The organism is Massilia timonae, from assembly GCF_001866515.1.
Lineage (GTDB): Bacteria > Pseudomonadota > Gammaproteobacteria > Burkholderiales > Burkholderiaceae_D > Telluria > Telluria timonae.
This window is the reverse complement of record NZ_JRYB01000001.1, coordinates 2013893-2034232: the sequence shown is the minus strand read 5'-3', so window position 1 is coordinate 2034232 and position 20340 is coordinate 2013893. Positions and strand designations below refer to the sequence as shown.

General features: G+C 66.2%; 15 protein-coding genes. 8 read left to right on the top strand and 7 right to left on the bottom strand.

Features of this window, described 5'->3' with window-relative positions; genetic code table 11:
- Nucleotides 1–89 precede the first annotated feature (89 nt).
- From LO55_RS08775 to LO55_RS08765, 3 genes are read left to right on the top strand one after another with little or no spacing between them, the layout of a single operon-like run.
- A complete protein-coding gene (locus tag LO55_RS08775) occupies nt 90–638 on the top strand; it encodes a cytochrome b (protein WP_071361173.1) in 549 nt (182 codons plus the stop codon).
- A complete protein-coding gene (locus LO55_RS08770) occupies nt 635–1189 on the top strand; it encodes a YceI family protein (RefSeq protein WP_071361172.1) in 555 nt (184 codons plus the stop codon). Before LO55_RS08775 ends, LO55_RS08770 begins: the two co-directional genes overlap by 4 nt.
- A 36-nt stretch (nt 1190–1225) precedes the next feature.
- The gene (locus LO55_RS08765) at nt 1226–1795 is read left to right on the top strand and encodes a YceI family protein (protein WP_005664752.1); all 570 of its coding nucleotides are present in this window, start codon (nt 1226–1228) and stop codon (nt 1793–1795) included.
- 87 nt (nt 1796–1882) lie between these two features.
- On the opposite strand, the gene LO55_RS08760 is transcribed toward LO55_RS08765, so the two are convergent.
- The gene (locus LO55_RS08760; RefSeq protein ID WP_071361171.1) at nt 1883–3205 is read right to left on the bottom strand and encodes a hypothetical protein; all 1323 of its coding nucleotides are present in this window, start codon (nt 3203–3205) and stop codon (nt 1883–1885) included.
- A 301-nt stretch (nt 3206–3506) separates the two neighbouring features.
- Here LO55_RS08760 and LO55_RS08755 point away from each other — a divergent pair, with 301 nt between their 5' ends.
- The 4 genes from LO55_RS08755 to LO55_RS08740 all read left to right on the top strand — a co-directional run bounded on the left by LO55_RS08755 (nt 3507) and on the right by LO55_RS08740 (nt 8834).
- On the top strand, nt 3507–3776 hold the full coding sequence (locus LO55_RS08755; RefSeq protein ID WP_005664749.1) for a GlsB/YeaQ/YmgE family stress response membrane protein: 270 nt from the start codon (nt 3507–3509) through the stop codon (nt 3774–3776).
- 82 nt (nt 3777–3858) lie between these two features.
- Nucleotides 3859–5124 (top strand): cardiolipin synthase, encoded by a 1266-nt coding sequence (gene cls, locus LO55_RS08750; protein ID WP_083415260.1) that lies wholly within the window; start codon nt 3859–3861, stop codon nt 5122–5124.
- 294 nt (nt 5125–5418) lie between these two features.
- Entirely contained in the window at nt 5419–7578 is a 2160-nt protein-coding gene (locus LO55_RS08745; protein WP_071361170.1) for a S46 family peptidase, read from the top strand.
- 161 nt (nt 7579–7739) lie between these two features.
- Nucleotides 7740–8834: an alpha/beta fold hydrolase gene (locus tag LO55_RS08740; protein ID WP_071361169.1), complete on the top strand. Its 1095-nt coding sequence runs from the start codon at nt 7740–7742 to the stop codon at nt 8832–8834.
- Here LO55_RS08740 and LO55_RS08735 read toward each other — a convergent pair.
- A complete protein-coding gene (locus LO55_RS08735) occupies nt 8797–9471 on the bottom strand; it encodes a CatA-like O-acetyltransferase (protein WP_071361168.1) in 675 nt (224 codons plus the stop codon). The two genes, LO55_RS08740 and LO55_RS08735, sit on opposite strands and share 38 nt — an antisense overlap.
- Nucleotide 9472: 1 nt before the next feature.
- Nucleotides 9473–10954 (bottom strand): APC family permease, encoded by a 1482-nt coding sequence (locus tag LO55_RS08730; protein ID WP_071361167.1) that lies wholly within the window; start codon nt 10952–10954, stop codon nt 9473–9475.
- Between the two features lie 259 nt (nt 10955–11213).
- Between LO55_RS08730 and LO55_RS08725 the strand changes: the two genes are divergently transcribed.
- Nucleotides 11214–12416, top strand: coding sequence for a globin domain-containing protein (locus LO55_RS08725; protein ID WP_071361166.1), 1203 nt, complete (start codon nt 11214–11216; stop codon nt 12414–12416).
- Here the strand turns inward: LO55_RS08725 and LO55_RS08720 are convergent, their stop codons facing one another.
- The 4 genes from LO55_RS08720 to LO55_RS08705 all read right to left on the bottom strand — a co-directional run bounded on the left by LO55_RS08720 (nt 12417) and on the right by LO55_RS08705 (nt 20296).
- Nucleotides 12417–13277 carry a head GIN domain-containing protein gene (locus LO55_RS08720; protein WP_071361165.1) on the bottom strand — a complete coding sequence of 287 codons (861 nt, stop codon included), beginning with the start codon at nt 13275–13277 and terminating at the stop codon, nt 12417–12419.
- A gap of 123 nt (nt 13278–13400) precedes the next feature.
- Nucleotides 13401–14513 (bottom strand): NADH:flavin oxidoreductase/NADH oxidase, encoded by a 1113-nt coding sequence (locus tag LO55_RS08715; protein ID WP_071361164.1) that lies wholly within the window; start codon nt 14511–14513, stop codon nt 13401–13403.
- A 101-nt stretch (nt 14514–14614) separates the two neighbouring features.
- Complete coding sequence (locus LO55_RS08710) at nt 14615–15601, bottom strand: succinylglutamate desuccinylase (RefSeq protein WP_071361163.1); 987 nt, start codon at nt 15599–15601, stop codon at nt 14615–14617.
- A 3-nt stretch (nt 15602–15604) separates the two neighbouring features.
- A complete protein-coding gene (locus tag LO55_RS08705) occupies nt 15605–20296 on the bottom strand; it encodes an NAD-glutamate dehydrogenase domain-containing protein (protein WP_071361162.1) in 4692 nt (1563 codons plus the stop codon).
- Nucleotides 20297–20340: the final 44 nt, after the last annotated feature.

Here is a 20340-nt window from a genome sequence, read left to right as displayed (position 1 = left end):
CGACAGAAATTCAAGCCCGGCAGCACGGGTGATCGCTTTTTTGCTATAGTTGGTTAGTTCTAACTCGTACTAGTTACCTGAATACAAACATGCGCCGCTATACGCTGCCCGCAATCGTGCTGCACTGGCTGATCGCCGTCGCCATCATCGGCACCTTTACGCTCGGCCTGGTCATGACCGACATCCAGGGCATCAGCATGGCCAAGATCCGCTACACCAACTGGCATAAATGGGCCGGCGTCACCGTGCTCGGCCTGGCCGCGCTGCGCCTCCTGTGGCGCCTGTTCAACCATCCGCCGCAGTATGCCGACGACATGCCGGCCTGGCAGCGCGGCGCCGCGCACGGCCTGCACGTCCTGCTGTACGTGCTGATGTTCGCGGTGCCGCTGTCGGGGTATTTCTTCAGCCTGGCGGCCGGCTTCCCGGTGGTGTATTTCGGCGAGATCCCGCTGCCGGTGCTGATCGGGCCCGATCCCGAGTTGCGCGCCGTGCTGCGCGGCGTGCACTACTGGCTCAATATGCTGCTGGCCGGCCTGGTGGCCCTGCACGTGCTGGCCGCGTTCAAGCACCTGCTGGTCGACCGCGACGGCGTGATGCAGCGCATGCTCCCCATCCCTACCCCGAAGGAAAAACGATGAAACCATTCAAGGCTTTGCTGGTCGCGACCCTGGTCGGCGCCAGCGCGATCGCCGCCGCCGTCCCGCTCAAGACCGATCCGGCCAAGAGCAGCGTCTCGGCCGTGTTCAAGCAGATGAACGTGCCGGTGGAAGCGCCGTTCCGCAGCTTCAGCGCCGCCATCGACTACGATGCGGCCAAGCCGGCCGCCTCGAAGGCGAACGTCGAGATCAATACCGCCAGCTTCGACATCGGCGACCCGATGTACAACAAGGAAGTCGCCAAGAAGGAATGGTTCAATTCGGCGCAATTCCCGAAGGCCAGCTTCGTGTCCACCAGCATCGTGCCTGGCAGCGCCGGCAAGCTGAACGTGTCGGGCAAGCTGACCCTGAAGGGCAAGACCGCGGACGTCACCTTCCCGCTGGCGGTCAAGGCCGAAGGCGGCAAACAGGTATTCGAGGGGCAGCTGCCGATCAAGCGGCTGGCCTTCAACATCGGCGAAGGCGAGTGGAAGGACACGAGCATGGTCGCCGATGAAGTCGTCATCAAGTTCCGCGTCACCGCAGCGCCTTAAGCCTCACCACCACACCTATCAAAGGGACATCACCACATGAAGATCAAGCACCTGATCGCGGCCGCCGCCGCCCTCGCCGCCAGCACCGCCTTCGCCGCACCGGTCACCTATGACATCGAACCGAACCACACCTATCCGAGCTTCGAAGCCGACCACATGGGCCTGTCGGTATGGCGCGGCAAGTTCAACAAGTCGAGCGGCAGCGTGACCCTGGACCGCGAAGCCAAGACCGGCTCGCTGGACATCACCGTCGACATCAACAGCATCGACTTCGGCCACGAAAAGATGAACGAGCACGCCAAGAAGCCGGACATCTTCGACGCCGCCAAGTACCCGACCGCGACCTTCAAGTCGAAGTCGATCAAGTACACCGGCGACGTGCCGACCTCGGTCGACGGCGAGCTGACCCTGCACGGCGTGACCAAGCCGCTGACCCTGCAGATCAACAAGTTCAAGTGCATCATGCACCCGATGCTCAAGAAGGAAGCCTGCGGCGCCGACGTGGTGGGCACCTTCAAGCGCGACGACTTCGGCATCAGCTTCGGCCTGCCGAACTTCTCGCCGGAAGTGAAGCTGGCGATCCAGGTCGAAGCCGTCAAGCGCTGATCGACCGCACCATCGATCGAATCATGTAAAAAGCCCCGCCGGCGCAAACCGGCGGGGCTTTTTTACGTGCGTTTCAACGCCGTGCGATCAGCGGCCGTCGCGGTCGAAATCGCCCGGAATCGCGCGCTCGACGCGGTGCCAGCCGGCGCGGGTGGCCGACTTGGCCTGCTCCCACTTCAGGCGCGAGTTGCCCTTCGAGCGTTCCCACTCGCCGGCCAGGTGGCTTTCGTTGGCGTCATAGCCGCCATCGTACTTGCCATAGCTGTTGTAGCCCAGCGCATAGGCCGGCGCGTAGTCGTCGTAGGTGTAGCCCGGCGAGTAATAAGGCTGGGTCTGGTACTGGGTGCGCCAGTACTCGTTTTCCTCGTGCGGATTGACCATGTGGCCGACGCCCTTGCCGGCCGCGCCGCCCGCCAGGCCGCCGATCGCCGCGCCCGCCGCCACGCCCAGCGGGCCGGCCGCGGCGCCGATGATCGCGCCCGCGGTGGCGCCGCCACCGGCGCCCACGCCCTGCGCCAGGTTGTGGTCATGCAGTTCGTCGGTGGCCTTCGGATTGACGACCTCGCCGGCGCCACGGCCGGCCGCGCCGCCAGCCAGGCCGCCGACCACGGCGCCCGCCGCCATCCCGATCGGGCCGCCCACGGCGCCGACCGCCGCACCGGCGGCTGCACCGGTGCCGGCGCCCACGCCCTTGGCCAGGTGGTGTTCGGCCAGGTCGTCGCCGGCCTTCGGATTGACCACTTCGCCCACGCCCTTGCCGGCGATGCCGCCCGCCACGCCGCCGACCACGGCGCCGGTCACGGTGCCGATCGGACCGGCCACGGTGCCGACCGTGGCGCCCAGCGCCGCGCCGCCCGCGATGCCCAGGCCGGCGCCGATCACGTGCGAGCCGCCCTGCTTGGTCCACGATTCCTGGATGTGGGCCGCGTCTTCGTCGGAGCGGGTATGCACGCCCATCACGATGCCGCCGTTCTTGATGCCTTCTTCATAGTGCTTGGCGCGTTCTTCGGGGATGCCGGCGCCGATCAGCGCGCCGATCAGGCCACCCGTGATGCCGCCCGCGCCGGCGCCGGCCAGGGCCGCCGCCAATGGGCCGGCGACGACCACGCCCAGGCCCGGCAGCACCAGGGTGGTGCCGACCGCTGCGATACCGGCCAGCACGGCGCCGATGGTGCCGCCGATGCCGGCGCCGATACCGGCGCCTTCGGCCGCCTTGCTGCCCAGTTCCGTATCTTTATCGGCGAAGTGGGTCTGGCGGGTGGTGTCGGACATCATCAGGTTGACGTCGTCGCGGGTATAGCCGCGATCGGACACGGTGCCATAGGCGCGCTCGGCGCTGGCGCGATCCGGGAACAGGCCGGTGACCATGCGCTGGTTCTGGTTCTGACGAGTGGTGTCGAAGCTGCTCATGACGAATCCTTTCTGGTAGTTGGGGTGGCCAGGCGCTGTCAAGCGGCGCTGCCAGGGACGTCCACCTTATGCCGCTCGTCTTTATGGCTCTGTTCGTTCACGCACGCTTGGGCGCTGACCCGCCGCATTCCCCGGTGGAGCCCGGCCGGCAACGGACCGGTGCATGAACAGCGATGCAAAAACGCTATCTAACGTGAGTTGCCGCACCGACCTGATGGGGGAGCATCTCTAGACTTTTTCCCATGGTCACGGCAATTGTTGGGCCTGGGGGTATGTCTTTTTACTTGAGGAGGAAGCAACCATGTTATTCATCATCTGGATCGTCGTCGGCGGCATCCTGGGCTGGCTTGCCAGCATGGTCATGAAAACCGACGCAGAGCAAGGCATCATTCTTAACGTCGTCGTAGGTATCGTTGGCGCCTTCCTGGGCGGCTGGCTGCTGTCGCCGCTGTTCGGCACCGGCACCATCAACTCGGACGACTTCAGTGTCGCTTCGCTCCTGGTCTCGTTCCTGGGCGCGGTCATCCTGCTGGCCATCGTGAATCTGCTGCGTCGCGGTCGCGTTCGTTAATGATTGCGAAACACCGCTCCTAAAAACCAACGCCACGCGCGTTGGTTTTTTTTCCTTCGTGGTTTTATTGATGAGCCCAAAAATGTTCTGGACAGTGTTGATCACGATCGCCGCCACGCTGGTGCTCGGTGTGCTGGCGCTGAATTTCATGCCGAGCGAAAAGCAAATCGAGCGGCAACTGACACGGCAGTACGACACCCACGACCCGCAATTTCGCCGCTCGATGGGTGTGCTGCTCGGTCCCCCTATACTTGAAGGAAACAAGGTCGAGGCCTTGATCAATGGCGACCAGATCTTCCCCGCCATGCTGGCCGCGATCCGCCAGGCGGAAAAGTCGATCAACCTGGAAACCTATATCTACTGGTCGGAATCGATCGGCAAGGAATTTTCCGAGGCGCTGTCCGAGCGCGCCCGCGCCGGCGTGAAGGTCCATGTCATGCTCGACTTCATGGGCAGCATGAAGATGGACAATGCGCTGGTGGACGACATGAAGAAGGCCGGCGTGCGCGTGCAGCGCTATCACAAGCCGGTCTGGTGGAAGCTGGCGCGCATGAACAACCGCACCCACCGCAAGCTGCTGGTCATCGACGGCAAGATCGGTTTTACCGGCGGGGTCGGCATCGCCGACCAGTGGCGCGGCAATGCCGAAGACGAGAATCACTGGCGCGACAGCCACTTCAGGATCGAAGGCCCGGTGGTCGGCCAGATCCAGGCGGTGTTCAACGACAACTGGACCAAGGCTACCGGCACGGTGCTCGATGGTCCCGACTACTTCCCGGCCCTGGAGCCGAAAGGCACCATGCCGGCCCAGATGTTCTCGAGCTCGCCGACCGGCGGCAGCGAGAGCATGCACCTGATGTACCTGATGTCGATCACCGCCGCGCGCGAGACGATCGACCTGTCGGCGGCCTATTTCGTGCCGGACGACCTGACCATCCGCACCCTGATCGCGGCCGCCAAGCGCGGCGTGCGGGTGCGCCTGATCACGCCGGGCCCGATCATCGATTCCGACCTGGTGAAAGCCGCCTCGCGCGACCGCTGGCCCGAGCTGCTCGACGCCGGCGTGCAGATCTCGGAATACAAGCCGACCATGTACCACGTCAAGACGCTGATCGTCGACAAGCTGCTGGTGTCAGTGGGGTCGACCAACTTCGACAACCGCTCGTTCAGCATCAACGACGAGGCCAACCTGAACGTGCTGGACGAAGGCTTCGCGGCGCAGATGAGCGAGATCTACGAACAGGACTGGGCGCGCGCCACGCCGGTGACCGAACACAAGTTCGCGCAGCGCCCGTGGTGGCAGCGCATGAGCACCTGGGCGGTGTCGCTGATCGACAAGCAGCTGTAGTAAACACGGCGAAACGAGGCTAAAACGGAATTTGCTTGCGCGGCCGAAATAGCGGTTGACGATCCTGCATGGGATTACCATACTCATGGACGCTCCAGAACCTGTTTCGGCAGGTGGGGGGAAGCTGATGGCGATGCATGGCAAGTGTGGGCAAGGCGCGAGGAGGCCGCATGGCGGCGCCATGCAACGACGAGCAACGCCGCCCACGCTTGCCAGGCGCGCCAGCAGCGACTCCTACCTACCGAGACAGGTTCTTAGTTCATGAGTTCCCCTTCCCAACCAGATCACACGCGCATGAAACAGACTCTTCTCTCGCTCGCCATCCTGAGCAGCTTCGCCGCCCACGCGGACGAAGGCATGTGGATGCCGCAACAGCTGCCACAAGTGGCCAAGCAACTGAAAGCCGCCGGCCTCAAGCTGGATCCAGCCAACCTGACCAAGCTGACCGAGTTCCCGATGGGCGCCATCGTCAGCCTGGGCGGCTGCTCGGCTTCCTTCGTGTCGCCGCAAGGCCTGGTGGTCACCAACCACCACTGCGTCTACAACAGCATCGCCGTCAATTCGACGCCGGAGCGCGACCTGCTGAAGAACGGCTTCCTGGCCAAGACCATGGCCGAGGAACTGCCGGCATCGCCAGGCAGCCGCATCTTCGTCACCGACGAAGTCACCAACGTCAGCAACCAGGTCATCACCCCGGAAGTAGCCAAGCTGACCGGCAAGGCCCGCATCGACGCCATCGAGAAGAACCAGAAGACCCTGGTGGCGGCCTGCGAACAGGATGCCGGCTACCGCTGCACCGTGGCCAGCTTCTACGGCGGCCTGGAGTTCTACCGCCTGAAGCAGCTCGAGATCCGCGACGTGCGCCTGGTGCACGCGCCGGCCGATGGCGTGGGCAAGTTCGGCGGCGACACCGACAACTGGATGTGGCCGCGCCACACCGGCGACTACGGCTTCTACCGCGCCTACGTCAGCAAGGACGGCAAATCGGCCGAGTTCTCGAAGGACAACGTGCCGTACAAGCCGAAGCACGTCATCAAGCTGGCGCAGGACCACGCCAAGGAAGGCGACTTCGTGATGGTGCTGGGCTACCCTGGCCGCACCAACCGCCACCGCCTGCCGTCCGAAGTGGCCTTCACCTTCGACTGGAACTATCCGGCCTTCGTGCAAGCATCTAGCGAGACCCTGGCCATCATCGACCGCGAGACCAAGAACGACCCGGCCGCGCGCCTGAAATACGCCGGCCAGATCGCCGGCGTGAACAACTACTACAAGAACCGCAAGGGCATGCTGGTCTCGTACCAGAACAGCGACTTCTTGCAGCGCAAGACCGCCGAACACAATGCGCTCAAGGCCTGGGTGAACGCCGATGCGTCGCGCAAGGCCCAATACGGCGCCGACATCGAAGCGGCCGAGAAGCTGATCGCCGAACGCGACGCCGGCACCAAGAAGGGCTTCTTCCTGACCTACGCGCAGCCGAAGTTCCTGAGCTCGGCGCGCACCTTGTACCGCCTGGCCAACGAGCGCGCCAAGCCGGACACCGAGCGCAAGACCGGCTACCAGGACCGCGACCTGCCGCGCCTGACCTCGGTCATCGAAGGCCAGGACCGCACCTACGACGAAAAAGTCGACAAGGCCCTGGTGCTGAACTTCCTGAAGCAGTACAACGCGCAGCCGGCCGCCGAACATGACGCCGCCTTCGACGCCGCGCTCGGCATCAAGCCGGGCATGAGCGAAGCCGAACTGAAGTCGGCACTGGACCGCATCTATGCCGGTTCCAAGCTGGCCAGCAAGGAAGAGCGCACCGCGTGGCTCAAGAAATCGCCGGCCGAGTTCAAGGCCTCGAACGACAGCTTCATCAAGGCCGCGGTCGCGATGTACGACGCCGACATCAAGGACGAGGAAAAAGGCGAGGAAGCCGCCGGCAAGATCCAGCAAGCCTACGGCAACTACATGAAGGCCAAGATCGCCTACATGAACAGCCGCGGCCAGGCGGTCTACCCGGACGCTAATTCCACGCTGCGCGTCACCTTCGGCAAGATCGCCGGCCGCGACGTGGGCGCCGACGGCACCACCGGCTGGACCGCGTTCACCACGGTCAGCGGCGTGACCGCCAAGCACACCGGCGAAGGCGAGTTCGATGCGCCGGACAACCAGCTGGCCGCGATCCAGGCGAAGAACTTCGGCAAGTATGCCGATCCGAAGCTCAAGACCCTGCCGGTCAACTTCCTGGCGACGCTGGACATCACCGGCGGCAACTCGGGTTCGGCCGCGCTGAACGCCAAGGGCGAGCTGATCGGTTTGGCCTTCGACGGCACCCTGGATTCGATCATCTCGGACTGGGACTTCAACAAGGCCATGACCCGCTCGATCCAGGTCGACACCCGCTACATGCTGTGGAATATGAAGGAAGTCGACAAGGCGGATAATCTGCTGAAAGAGATGAACGCGCTGTAATCGTTCTTTCTTCCTTCAAGGGCCGCGTCACCGCAAGGGGCGCGGCCTTTTTCATGGCGTTTCGCGCAGTCCATTCCGCCGTTTCGCCCGCCTGTCGCGCACGCCGCGACGCGCAGCAAGCCGCTCGCTACACTCGGTTCAAACAGTTTCGGGAGAGCGAGATGAAGAACACCCTGGTGTGCTGCCTGGCCGCGCTGGGCATGCTGTGCGCGAACGTCTCGGCACAGGACAGTAGCGACGCGAAGCGGCTGGCCGGGGCCCGCGCCGCGGTCGAAGACCTGCAGCGCATCGTGGCGCCGCACGGCGTGCAGGAATCCTATACAACCCGCATCGGCGGCATCGACCAATGGATCAATGTGCGCGGGCAGGACCGTGCCAATCCGATGATCCTGTTCGTGCACGGCGGCCCGGCTTCGCCCATCACGCCGACCATGTGGCAGTTCCAGCGCCCGATCGAGGAATTCTTCACGGTCGCCAACTACGACCAGCGCGGCGCCGGCAAGACCTATGGCGAGGCCGATCCCGCCATCGTGGGCGAAACGATCCGCATCGAGCGCTACGTCGACGACCTGATCGAGGTGGCCGAACACCTGCGCGGGCGCTACGGCCAGCAGAAGCTGGTGCTGATGGCGCACAGCTGGGGCACCGTGATCTCGATGGCGGCGGCGCTCAAGCGCCCCGACCTGTTCCACGCCTACGTCGGCATCGGCCAGGTGATCAGCGTGCGCGAGAATGAACGCATCAGCTTCGAATATGCGCTGGAGCAGGCGCGCATCCACGACGACAAGCAGGCGTTGAAGGAGCTGCAGGCGATCGCCCCCTACCCCGGCAAGCAGCCGATCACCCGCGAGCGCATCGTCGCCGCGCGCAAGTGGCCGCAGCACTACGGCGGCCTGTCGGCCTGGCGCAGCGAATCGACCTATTTCTTCAAGGGACCGCTGCTCTCGCCCGACTACACGATGGAGCAGGTCAAGGCCATCGACGCCGGCAGCCTGCTCACGCTGGGCCGGCTGCTGCCGGAATTCGTCGAGGTCGACTATTCGAAGGTGAGGGAATTCCCGGTGCCGGTCGTGATGTTCCTGGGCCGCCACGACTACACGACGCCGACCGCGCCCACGGAGGCCTGGCTGGCGCAAGTCAAGGCGCCGTCGAAGCGGGCGGTCTGGTTCGAGCGTTCGGCCCACATGGCGCCGTGGGAAGAACCGGGCAAGACCCTGGTCAGCCTGCTGGAGTACGTGCGGCCACTGGTGAAGTAGGACGCATCATCGCGGCCAGTTCGCTTGCTACCTGCTGGCCCAGCTGGTAGATATGGAAGCCGTCGACGAAGCCGTGGTGGGCCTGCACCGAGAACGGCAGCACGAGCTTGCCGTCGGCGCCATCGCGGAAGCGCCCCCAGGCCAGCGAAGGGATATCCGAGCGGCCGACGCGCGTGGTCGGATGCTGGATCGCCGTGAACTCGAGCCATGGAATGCAGGTGACGAACACCTGGTCCTTGGCGTCGCGCGGCGACAGCGTGGCGTAGCGCTGGTTCAGTCCTGTCATGTTCGCCGCTTCGACGCCGGCCGCACGGCCGCGCGCGACGAATTCGCGCAGGTCATCCGACCAGTCGAAGGTCGCGAAATTGAGGTCGTCGTCGAGGTTCTTGACGGTGAACGACGGGATCAGGCGCTCGATGCGGATCACTTCGTCGTCGTGGATGCGATAACGGAAGTTCTCGATCTTCAGGACCGAGCGCAGCACCGCGCACAGCAGCACGTGGAATGGCGCCAGGTCCTGCTGCTTGCACCACGGGCGAAAGTCCGGCAGCTCGAGCGGAAAACACAGGTTGACCGACGGGCTGTCCATGCCGTCGAACAGCGCGAAACGGTCGCGCCGTCGTTCGAACTTGTCCATCCTACTTTGCCTTGTTCAGGCGGCTGTTACGCATGCCGTATCCGAAATAGGCGACGACCGCCACCGCCATCCAGATGAAGAACACCCGGAAGGTCGCCGGCGACAGGTCTTTCATGATGTACAGGCAGGCCAGCACCGACAGGCCCGGGATCACGTAGGGGCCGAACGGCACGCGGAAGCCCGGCGGCGCATCAAGCCCCTGGCGCTTGCGGATCACCGGCACCGCGATCGAGACCACCATGAAGGCGGTCAGGGTGCCCATGCTCACCATATCCCACAGGAAGGTGGAGTCGACGCTGCCGGCCACCAGGCCCACCACCACGCACACGATGATGGTGTTCTTCACCGGCGCCTGGGTGCGCGCGCTCACCTTCTGGAACACTTGCGGGATCAGGCCGTCGCGGCTGATCGCGTACAGGATGCGGGTCTGGCCGTAGATCGTCACCAGGGTCACCGAGAACACCGAGACCACGGCGCCGGCCGACAGCACCAGCGCCGGCCAGGCCTGGCCGGTCACGTTCTGCAGGATCACCGACAGGCCGGCCTGCTGGCCTTCGAACATATGGGCCGGCTGGGCGCCCATGGCGGCCACCGCGACCAGCATGTAGAACACGGTCACGATGATCAGCGCGGCCAGGATCCCGATCGGCACGTTGCGGCGCGGGTCCTTCACTTCTTCGCCGGCGGTGGCGATGGTGTCCAGGCCGATGAAGGAGAAGAACACGGTGCCGGCGGCGGCGGTCACGCCGGCCATGCCGGCATAGCCCGAGGCCTCGTTCATATTGAAGAAGGGCTGGAAGTTGTTGGCGTCGAATCCGGTGAAGGCGATCGCGGCGAAGAACACCAGGATCGCCAGCTTGATGATCACCATGATGGCGTTGGTGGTGGCCGACTCCTTGGCGCCGCGCACCAGCAGGAAGCCGCACATGATCACCAGGAGGATCGGCGGCAGGTTGATGTTCCCCGGATGGAAGGTCACGTTATGGTGGTCCGAGACGAACATCGGCGAGCGCAGTTGCTCCGGTATCTGCCAGCCGAACGCGTTCATCAAGAAGTTGTTCAGGTAGTCGGACCAGCCGATCGAGGTCGCGCTGGCCGCCAGCCCGTATTCGAGCAGCAGGCAGGCGGCGACGATGAAGGCCGCGAATTCGCCGACGGTGGCGTAGGCGAAGGAATACGAGGAGCCCGAGGCCGGCACGCGGCCGGCCAGTTCGGCGTAGCACAGCGCGGTCAGGCCGGCGGTCAGCGCCGCCAGCAGGAACGACAGCACGACCGCAGGGCCGGCCTTCGGCACCGCTTCGACCATCGTGAAGAAGATGCCGGTGCCGATCGTGGCGCCGACGCCGATCATGGTCAGGGGGAACAGGCCGAGCGAACGATGCAGGCCGGGCACGGCGCCGGCGACGCCGACGCTGGCGGTTTCCTCGTGATGGCGTGCTGCCGATTTGGTACGTAACAGCTTCTGGCCCAGGGTCTGGTTCACGGCGAGTCCTTCGATGCGCGGTAGTGATCGCGGCGACGGCCGCAGCTCAACAGTCTCAAAAACGAAGTTGCGATTATAGGTGAGTCCGCCTCCCTCGCAATAATTAGTTTAAACAAGGAGTTTAAATAAGCTGCATTTGCAGAGCATCTTTGATAGAATTTCTTCCGTCGACTTGCCGTTGCCCGCACACGAAGACCCACAGGCGGGCTTTTTTCAGCCTTCAAACATGCTTTTAAATTGCATCTATCAAGGAACTTCCATGATTTCCGCCGCTTCCCGCCCCTATATCGACGCTTCGGTTCCCGTCCTGCGCCAGCACGGTCCTGCCATCACGACGACCTTCTACGCCAATATGTTCAAGGCCCACCCGGAGCTGCGCAAGCTGTTCAATATGGGTAACCAGGCCAGCGGCGTGCAGCAGCAGTCGCTCGCCTCGGCGCTGTTCGCCTATGCCGCCAACATCGACAACGCCGCCGCCCTCGGTCCGGTGGTCAGCCGCATCGTGCACAAGCACGTCTCGGTCGGCCTGACCGCCGACAAGTACCCGATCGTCGGTTTCCATCTGCTGGGCGCGATCAAGTCGACCCTGGGCGACGCCGCCGTCGAACCGTTGATGAAAGCCTGGGAAGAAGCCTATGGCTCGCTGGCCAAGGTCTTCATCGACGCCGAAGCCAGAATGTATGCCGACGCCGGCATCGAGCCTGGCCATCTGCGTCCGATGCGCGTGACGGAAGTGGTACGCGAAAGCGAGAACGTGCTGTCGATCCGCTTCGTGCCGCAGGATGGCGGGCCGCTGCCGCCGTTCAAGGCCGGCCAGTACGTGAGCGTGGAAGCGATCTTCGACGACGGGTTCAGGCAGCTGCGCCAGTACAGCCTGTCGGATGCGCAGGGTCTTGATTCGATGCGCATCTCGGTCAAGCGCGAGGAAGGCAAGGCCGACATCCCGGCCGGCGCCGTGTCGAACTGGCTGCACAGTAAGGTGAAAGTGGGCGACATCCTGCAGGTGAGCCATCCCTTCGGCGACTTCTTGCCGGATACCGAGTCCGACGAGCCGGTGGTGCTGCTGTCGGCCGGCGTGGGCATCACGCCGATGATCGGCGCGCTGAATCGCATCGCCCTGGTCAATCCGCAGCGCCGCGTGATCTTCGCGCACGCCGCGCGCTGCGCCGCACACCATCCGCACCAGGCGGACATCGCGGCGGCCCGGGCGCGCATGCCGCACCTGGAAGTGGTGACCTTCCTCGAACAGGGCAACGAGTCCGGTAACAATGCGGGCACCCTGCCCGGCTTCATGGACTTGGCGCGCCTGCCGAAGTGGCCGCGCGGCGAGACCAATGTCTACATGTGCGGCCCGCTGCCGTTCATGCAGGCGCAGTGGAATGCGCTGCTGGAAGACGGCGCCCCGGCCGAACGCCTGCACCGCGAAGTGTTCGGTCCGGACCTGCTGGACAACCTGATCTGATCAATCCAGCAGGTGCACCCGGTCGCCGGTGATGCTGCGCTGGGCCGGGTGGCCATACACGCGGATGCCGCCCGAGCCCGAGGTGCGGGCGAACAGCGACTGCTTCACCGTGGCGCGGATGCCACCCGAACCGCTGGCGCCGAGGTCGGCGTCCTCGGTTTTCAGGTCGGCCAGGTCGACGCTGGCCGAGCCGCTCACGCGGGCGCTCAGCGAGCGCACCGCGCCGCTGGCGTCAAGCGAGCTCGATCCGCTCAGATCCAGGCGCGCATGATCCCCCTTCACCTGCCCCAGGCGCATGCGGCTCGATCCCGACAGGGTCGCGTCGATGCCGTCGCTCTGCAGCCGGCTCGCGTCGAGCAGGCCCGAGCCGCTGGAGCGCGCATTCAGGTTGCCGACCTTGCCGCTCAGGCGCACTTCGGACGAACCGCTCTTGCGTACGTCGAGCGGCGTTCCAGCCAGATCGCTCACTTCGACGCGGGTCGCGCCGGAAGCGCGCACCTCGGAAAGGCGCGGCACGGTGTACACGATGCGCAACGGAGTCTTGCTGCGCAGGCTTTTTTCGGAATAGATGCGCAGGGTGTCGCCCTCGGTCTCGGTGCGGATCAGCGGCAGCAGGTTGCTATCCGCCTCGACCACCAGCGACGGCGCCGGGCCGACACGTACCTCGACCGGCAGCGAGCCGCTCACGCTGATGGCCGGCAGTGCGCCAATCGCGCGCTGGTCGCGCGCGGCGACGCCGTTGCCTTCCTTCGCATCGCTGCTCCACGCGGTATGCACGCGGGTGTCGCCATCGCCTGGGGCGACAATGATGGCGCAGCCGGTGAGCGCTGCAAGGGAGGCAAGGGCGACAATGGTACGCATGGCAGTCCAATCAGGTTGTTGTTCGAGTGATGGCACTCTAGCAAGCCCCCTGCCCCGTCGCCATCTGCATGCGACGAACTGCGATAAAGCCGCGCTGGACTGCAAAAAAATGGCGCGAACGGATCAGCGCTGGCGCAGCCGCGTATCGCCGAACAGTTCCTTGTGCTCGCGCGGCTGCGAACGCCAGTACTGCGGCGGCGCGAACACCTGGTCGCCCAGCTCGGCCGCCGCATGCCACGGCCAGCGCGGGTCGTACAGCATGGCGCGCGCCAGGCCGATGACGTCGGCCTGGTCGCGCTGCAGCATGTCCTCGGCCTGGCGCGCCTCGGTGATCAGGCCCACGCCGATGGTCGGCAAGCCGGTCTCGCGCTTGATGCGCTCGGCGAATTCGATCTGGTAGCCCGGCCCCAGCGGGATCTGCTGCAGGGGCGAGACGCCGCCGGTCGAGACGTGGATGAAGTCGCAGCCCTGGGCCTTCAATGCCTGGGCCAGGCGCACGCTCTGCTCCAGGTCCCAGCCGCCCTCGACCCAGTCGGTGGCCGAGATGCGCATCCCCACCGTCATCCCCGGCGCCGCCGCGCGCACGGCGGCCAGCACCTCGAGCGGGTAGCGCATGCGGTTCTCCAGCGAACCGCCATACGCGTCGTCACGGTGGTTGGCCAGCGGCGACAGGAACTGGTGCAGCAGATAGCCGTGGGCGCCGTGCAGCTCGATCGCGTCCAGGCCCAGCGCCTGGGCGCGGCGGGCGGCGGCCACGAAGGCGTCCTTCACCCGCACCAGGCCGTCGGCGTCCAGCGCCAGCGGCACGGTCTCGCCGTCGGCATGCGGCGCCGCGGACGGGGCCTCGGTCTGCCAGCCGCGCGGCTGGTCGGGCGGGATGTTGGCGCCGCCTTCCCACGGCACTTCGCTCGACGCCTTGCGCCCGGCGTGGGCCAGCTGGACCGCGACCTTGATCGGGGAATGGCGGCGGATCGCGGCGATCACCGGCGCCAACGCGGTGGCGTGGTCATCGGACCACAGGCCCAGGTCGTCCGGCGAGATGCGGCCTTCGGGGGTGACGGCGGTGGCTTCGATGATCAGGAGCGCGGCGCCGGACAGGGCCAGGTTGCCGAGGTGGATCATGTGCCAGTCGGTGGGCAGGCCGTCGACGGCCGAGTACTGGCACATCGGGGCGATGGCGATGCGGTTGGACAGCTCGAGAGTGCCCAGGGAATAGGGAGAGAACAGCTTGCTCATGGTGCCTCCTGCTTTTCAAGGAGGTCCAGTCTAGCCCGCCGGAAGGATTCGTGCAGAAGGCAAGAGAGCGAGCCGCGGCCCGCTCTTCTGTGCACTGCGCTTCAGAGAATGCGCACCACCATGATCCCGGCGCGCAGTCCTACTCGCACGTCGGGGTTGGGGAACACGACCAGTTCCTCGTCATGCTCGACCGTATAGACCGTGTCGCCATCCAGCGCGATCACCTCCCCCCGTTTCATCGGCGTGAAGTTCCAGGTCTCGCGGCCCACGCGCATGCTGAACGCGTCGGACAGCTTCATGATCGAGCGCGCCGTCGCGAACACGTGCGGCGCCGCCTTGGCTTCACCGGCAGGCTGCCCGCGCAGCAGGCGCTCCAGCGCCCTGGCCGCATCGGCGAACTGCGACAGGTCGTTCTGCCCCAGCGTGCCGACCCGTCCCAGCTCGACCGTGGTGCCGGCCGCGCCGAGGTGCTCGGACGTGAAGTAGCTGTAGGTGCCGGCCGATGCCGGATTCATGATGATGGCCTGGATCCCGGCCTCGCCCATCCACGCGATCAGGCTTGCACGGGCCCGGTCCTCGATCAGCTCCGGCACGATCGCGAACATCGGGTAGTGCGAAGGCCGGATCGCCGTGTGCAGGTCGAGGTGCCAGCGCTGCGGCCCGCTGCCTTCGAAGAAGGCGCGCGTGACATCGATCAGCACGTCGGCGCGGCCGGCCTCGAAGGTCCCGGCCAGCGAACCGCGCTCGGCACGGAACATGCGGTTCAGGTCCGCATCGACGAAGCGCTTGCCAAGACGGATGGCGTCGATGTTCCCGACGCACAGCATCAGGTCCACCGCCAGCGCTTCCGGCGTGCGCGACAGCGCCTCGACCAGCCAGGCGACCATCTCGATCGGCCCGGTCTCGTCGCCATGCACGCCCACCGACACCAGCACGCTGGGACGGCCGGCATCCGGCGTCGCCGCCTTGACGGTCAGCACGCCGGACGCCGGCTGCGCGACCGCAAAGCCGGCGCGCTCGAAGCGCTGCGCGACCGAGGCGAAATCCGCCTCGGCCAGCGCGCGCACTGCTTCAGGCAATGCGCTCACGATTCAGGCCGCCAGACGTTCCGGGCTCAGGCCTTCGGACAAGGCCCACACGTCCAGCATCGCCTGCTCCAGGTCGGCCGGCTGGGCGAAGCCGGTCAGGCCGCGCGCGGCCATCACTTCCTCGACCGCCGCTTCCATATTGCCATCCTGGCCCGCACGCTCGATCACCTGCAGCAGCAGGCGCTGCTGGGCGCGGCGCAGCGATTGCAGCGCATAGTTGCGCAGCTGTTCCTGCGACTTGCTCTGCGCCGGCAGCTTCAGGCCCAGTTCCAGCGTATCGATGCCGACCTTCTGGCGCAGCACGGTGCCGATCTGCAGGAACTGCAACAGGGTCATGCCGCCAGGGCGCTGCACCGACACGGCGGCGAACAGGAACGAGGCCTGCGATTCGATGATCTCGACCGCCTTCCAGGCCGCCGCGAACGGCACCGGCAGGCCGGTATGGCCGTCGGCCTCCGAACGGATCTGCGGCGCCTGGCTCCCATCGGCCTCGGCGAACAGGGTCGACAGTTCCTTCAGGCCTTCCGAATTGGCCGGCAGCGACAGCACGCCTTCGACCACGGCGCGCAGCATGGCGCGGCTGCGGTTGTCGACCGCGACCGAGACGTCGCGCGGCACCACCAGGGCGTCATGGTCGAGCGCCTCGAATACCGGGGCCAGGTGCAGCGCCGCCCAGGCGCGCGCCCAGGCCTTGACCACTTCGGTCTCGTCGATGCGGTGTTCCAGCGCCAGGTCGCGCAGCATCAGCGGGCCGCAGCGGTTGACCGCCTCGTTGGCCAGCACGGTGGCCAGGATGGTGTTGGCCAGCGGATGGTCCAGCGGATCGCGGGTCGCCACCAGCTGGGCCGGGAAGTAAGGACGCAGCAGCGAGTCGGCCCACACCTCGTCGGTCAGCGGCAGCGCCGCCAGTGTGCGCTTGAAGCGGTTCTTGACGTTGGCGATCACGACCGCCAGCTCCGGCGCCGTCAGGCCCAGGCCCAGCGACTTGCGGCGCTGCAGTTCGGCATCAAGCGGCAACTGCTCCAGCTCGCGCGAGACCGCGCCTTCGGCTTCCAGGTTGCCGATCAGGGCCATGTAGCCGTCGACCACCGCGCTATTGGCCTGCGCCTGCACTTCGCGCGTCAGCAAATGGGTCTGCAGCGTATTGTCGCGCAAGACCAGGCGCTCGATCTCGCCCGTCATCTCGTTCAGGATGCGGTTACGGTCGCTTTCCGGCAGCTTGCCGGCGTTGACTTCGGTGTCGAGCCAGATCTTGACGTTGACTTCGTGGTCCGAGCAATCCACGCCGGCCGAGTTGTCGATCGCATCGGTGAAGATGCGGCCACCGGCGAGCGCGAACTCGATGCGGCCGGCCTGGGTCGCGCCCAGGTTGCCGCCCTCGGCCACCACCTTGCAGCGCAGTTCATTGCCGTTGACGCGGATCTGATCGTTGGCGCGATCCTTGACTTGCGCGTGGGTCTCGGTCGAGGCCTTGATGTAGGTGCCGATGCCGCCGTTGTAGAACAGGTCGACCGGCGCCTTGACGATGCGGTGCATCAGTTCCTGAGGCGGCAGCGAGGTCTCCTCGATGCCCAGCACTTCGCGGATCTGCGGCGACAGCTCGATCGAGCGGGCATTGCGCGGGTACACGCCGCCGCCAGCCGAGATCAGGTTCTTGTCGTAGTCTTCCCACGACGAGCGCGGCAGCGCGAACATGCGCTCGCGCTCCTTGAACGACACCGCCACGTCCGGGGTCGGATCGAGGAAGATGTGGCGATGGTCGAAGGCCGCCACCAGTTTCAGCTGGCGCGACAGCAGCACGCCGTTGCCGAACACGTCGCCCGACATGTCGCCGACGCCGGTCACGGTGATCGGGTTGTTGGCCAGGTCGTGGCCCAGTTCGTAGAAGTGGCGCTTGACCGCTTCGAACGCGCCCTTGGCGGTGATGCCCATCTTCTTGTGGTCGTAGCCGTTCGAGCCGCCCGATGCGAAGGCGTCGCCCAGCCAGAAGCCGCGTTCCACCGCGATGCTGTTGGCGATGTCGGAGAAGGTCGCGGTGCCCTTGTCGGCCGCCACCACCAGGTAAGGATCGTCGCCGTCATGGCGCGCGGTCGCAGCAGGCGGAACGATCTCGCCCTGCACGCGGTTGTCGGTCACTTCCAGCAGGCTGGCGATGAACAGGCGATAGACTGCCTCGCCCTCGGCCGCCACCACGTCGCGCGGGGCGCCGGCCGGCATCTGCTTGCACACGAAGCCGCCCTTCGAGCCGGCCGGCACGATGACGGCGTTCTTGACCATCTGCGCCTTGACCAGGCCCAGCACCTCGGTGCGGTAGTCTTCCATGCGGTCCGACCAGCGCAGGCCGCCGCGGGCGACCGGGCCGCCGCGCAGGTGCACGCCTTCGAATCGGCGCGAGAACACGTAGATCTCGCGGTAGGGACGCGGCTCCGGCGCCAGCGCCAGGTTGCTGGTGTCGACCTTGAAGATGATCTTCTCGCCGCTGTTCTGGAAGTAGTTGGTGCGCACGGTGGCCAGGGCCAGGTCGACCAGCGCCCCCATGATCTCTTCGGTGTCGGCGTGATTCACGCTCGGCAGGCCGGTCTTGAGGGTGGTCAGCTTGCTGCTGCCTTCGTTGCGCTCTTCAATGCTCAGGGCCGGGTCGAAGCGCTGGATGAAGCCGGCGACGAATTCCTTCACCAGGGCCGGCTGGGTGCGCAGGGTCTCGGCCATGTAGCGCACCGAGAATTTCGAGCCCAGCTGGCGCCAGTAGCTGATGTAGGCGCGCACCAGCTGCACTTCGCGCAGCGCCAGGCCGCCTTCGATGGTCAGGCCGTTCATGCGGCCGTCTTCGGCCTCGTCGTTGAACAGGGCACTGAACAGTTCTTCGGCCACGTGGGCGATGCCCGGCTTGGCCAGCTTGGCCGCGCTCTCGGCGTCGACCGTCAGCGCGGTCACGTAGCGGCGCACGCCGTCCAGGCCGGTGTGGCGGTAGGTCTGCTCGCGGTCGACCGCGATGCCGGCGTTCTGCAGCGCCGGCAGGATGCGCGACAGCGACGGCACGGTCTCGCTCGAATACAGGCGGATCGAGGCGCCGGCGGCGTCATCGTTCTCGATGCGCGCGGTCACGCGGTCCGGACGGCATTTGGTGAGCAGCGCGTGCACGTCGCGGAACGCGGTTTCGGGCGCGGTCGCGGTGACGAAGTTGACCGGCAGGGTCGGCACGATCTTGCGCATCAGGCTGCGCTGGCGGCTTTCGTCGACCGAGTTGATCAACTCGGCGAAGCGGTCGTGCCAGCCATCGAGCACGCCCAGCAGCGGACGCTGGATGTCGCTTTCCAGGTCGAGCGGATAGCGCGCGGCGTGCGCGATCAGGTAGACGCGCGCCAGCGGACCGTCGGCCACCAGGGTCTGGACGTCGACGTCGCGCGCGCCCGAGCTTTCCTTCAGGGCGCCGGCCAGGCTGGCGGCCACCGCGGCGGAAAAGCGCTCGCGCGGCAGGTAGACCAGCACGTTCAGGTGGCGCTGGTAGACGTCGCGGCGCGCGAACACCTTCGCGCGCGGCTGCTTGTACAGCGAGACCACGGCGCTGCAGACTTCGGCCAGCCATTCCGGCTCGGCTTCCAGCGCTTCGGTGCGCGGCAGCGATTCGAGGATCTCGATGAATTTCTCGGCGCGGAAGCCCTCCTGGCGCACGCCGGCGATCGACAGCACGCGCGCCACGCGGCCGCGCGCGAACGGCAGGCGCGCCAGCGGGGTCGAGGTGGCGGCGCGGGTGAACAGGCCGATGAAGCAGTGCTCGCCCAGGATCTTGCCTTGCGCATCCAGGTCGCGCACGCCGATGAAGTCCAGCGGCGCGTCGCGGTGCAGGGTGCCGGCCACGTCGGCCTTGACGATCGACAGGTTCTCGGCGCGCAGCGACAGGGTTTCGAAGTCGCCCGGAATGCTGGCCAGGCAGGTGCCATAGACCGGGTGCGCGGTATCCTTCAGCACGCCGATACGGCTCGGGATGTCGCGTTCGAGTTCGCGCGCGCCCGGCTTGACGACGTAGTAGGCGTAGCCGAACGGCTCGTAGCCTTCGTTCTTGGCCCACTCGAGGAAGGCCGCGACTTCCTGGCCTTCCGGGGTGCCGGCGGCGGCGGCGGCGGCGGCCACGGCGGTCATGCGGTCGCCCATGGCGACGGCGTCGCGCTGCACGGTGGCGGCGTCGTTGGCGACCATGCGCAGGCGCGCGGTCAGCTTGTCCAGTTCTTCGAACTGCAGTTCATCGTTCAGCAGGCACAGGACGATCGATTCCAGCGGGCTGCCGGCTTCGCCGACCGCGACCACCACGCCCTGCCCGTCGCGCCGCACCGGCAGCACGGCGTTCATCACGCCGGCGGCGGTCAGGCGTTCGCGGCGCAGGGCCATCACGAAGGAGTCGACCAGGTAGGGGCGGTCGTCGTTCAGAATCAAGAGTGCGGTGGCGATGCCGCCGCGGCCGTCCGAGTAGCGCATGGTGGCGATCTGGGCGCCGGGGCCGCTGCGCTGGGCCAGTTGCGAGAACCCTTCCACCAGCACCGGCGCTAGGCTTTGCGGCGCGGTGCCGGCCAGGTCTTCGTCGTCGAGCGATCCGATCCAGGCGGCGGTCAGGGCATTGACCTGGGCGCTGTCGGCGGACTGGTTGGCGTTGACCAGCGCGAGCGTCTGGTTGCGCAGATCGTTGGGCATGTCTTTCATCTTGCTTCTCCAAAGTTGTGTGCCTGGTGCGCCGCAAGCTCGTG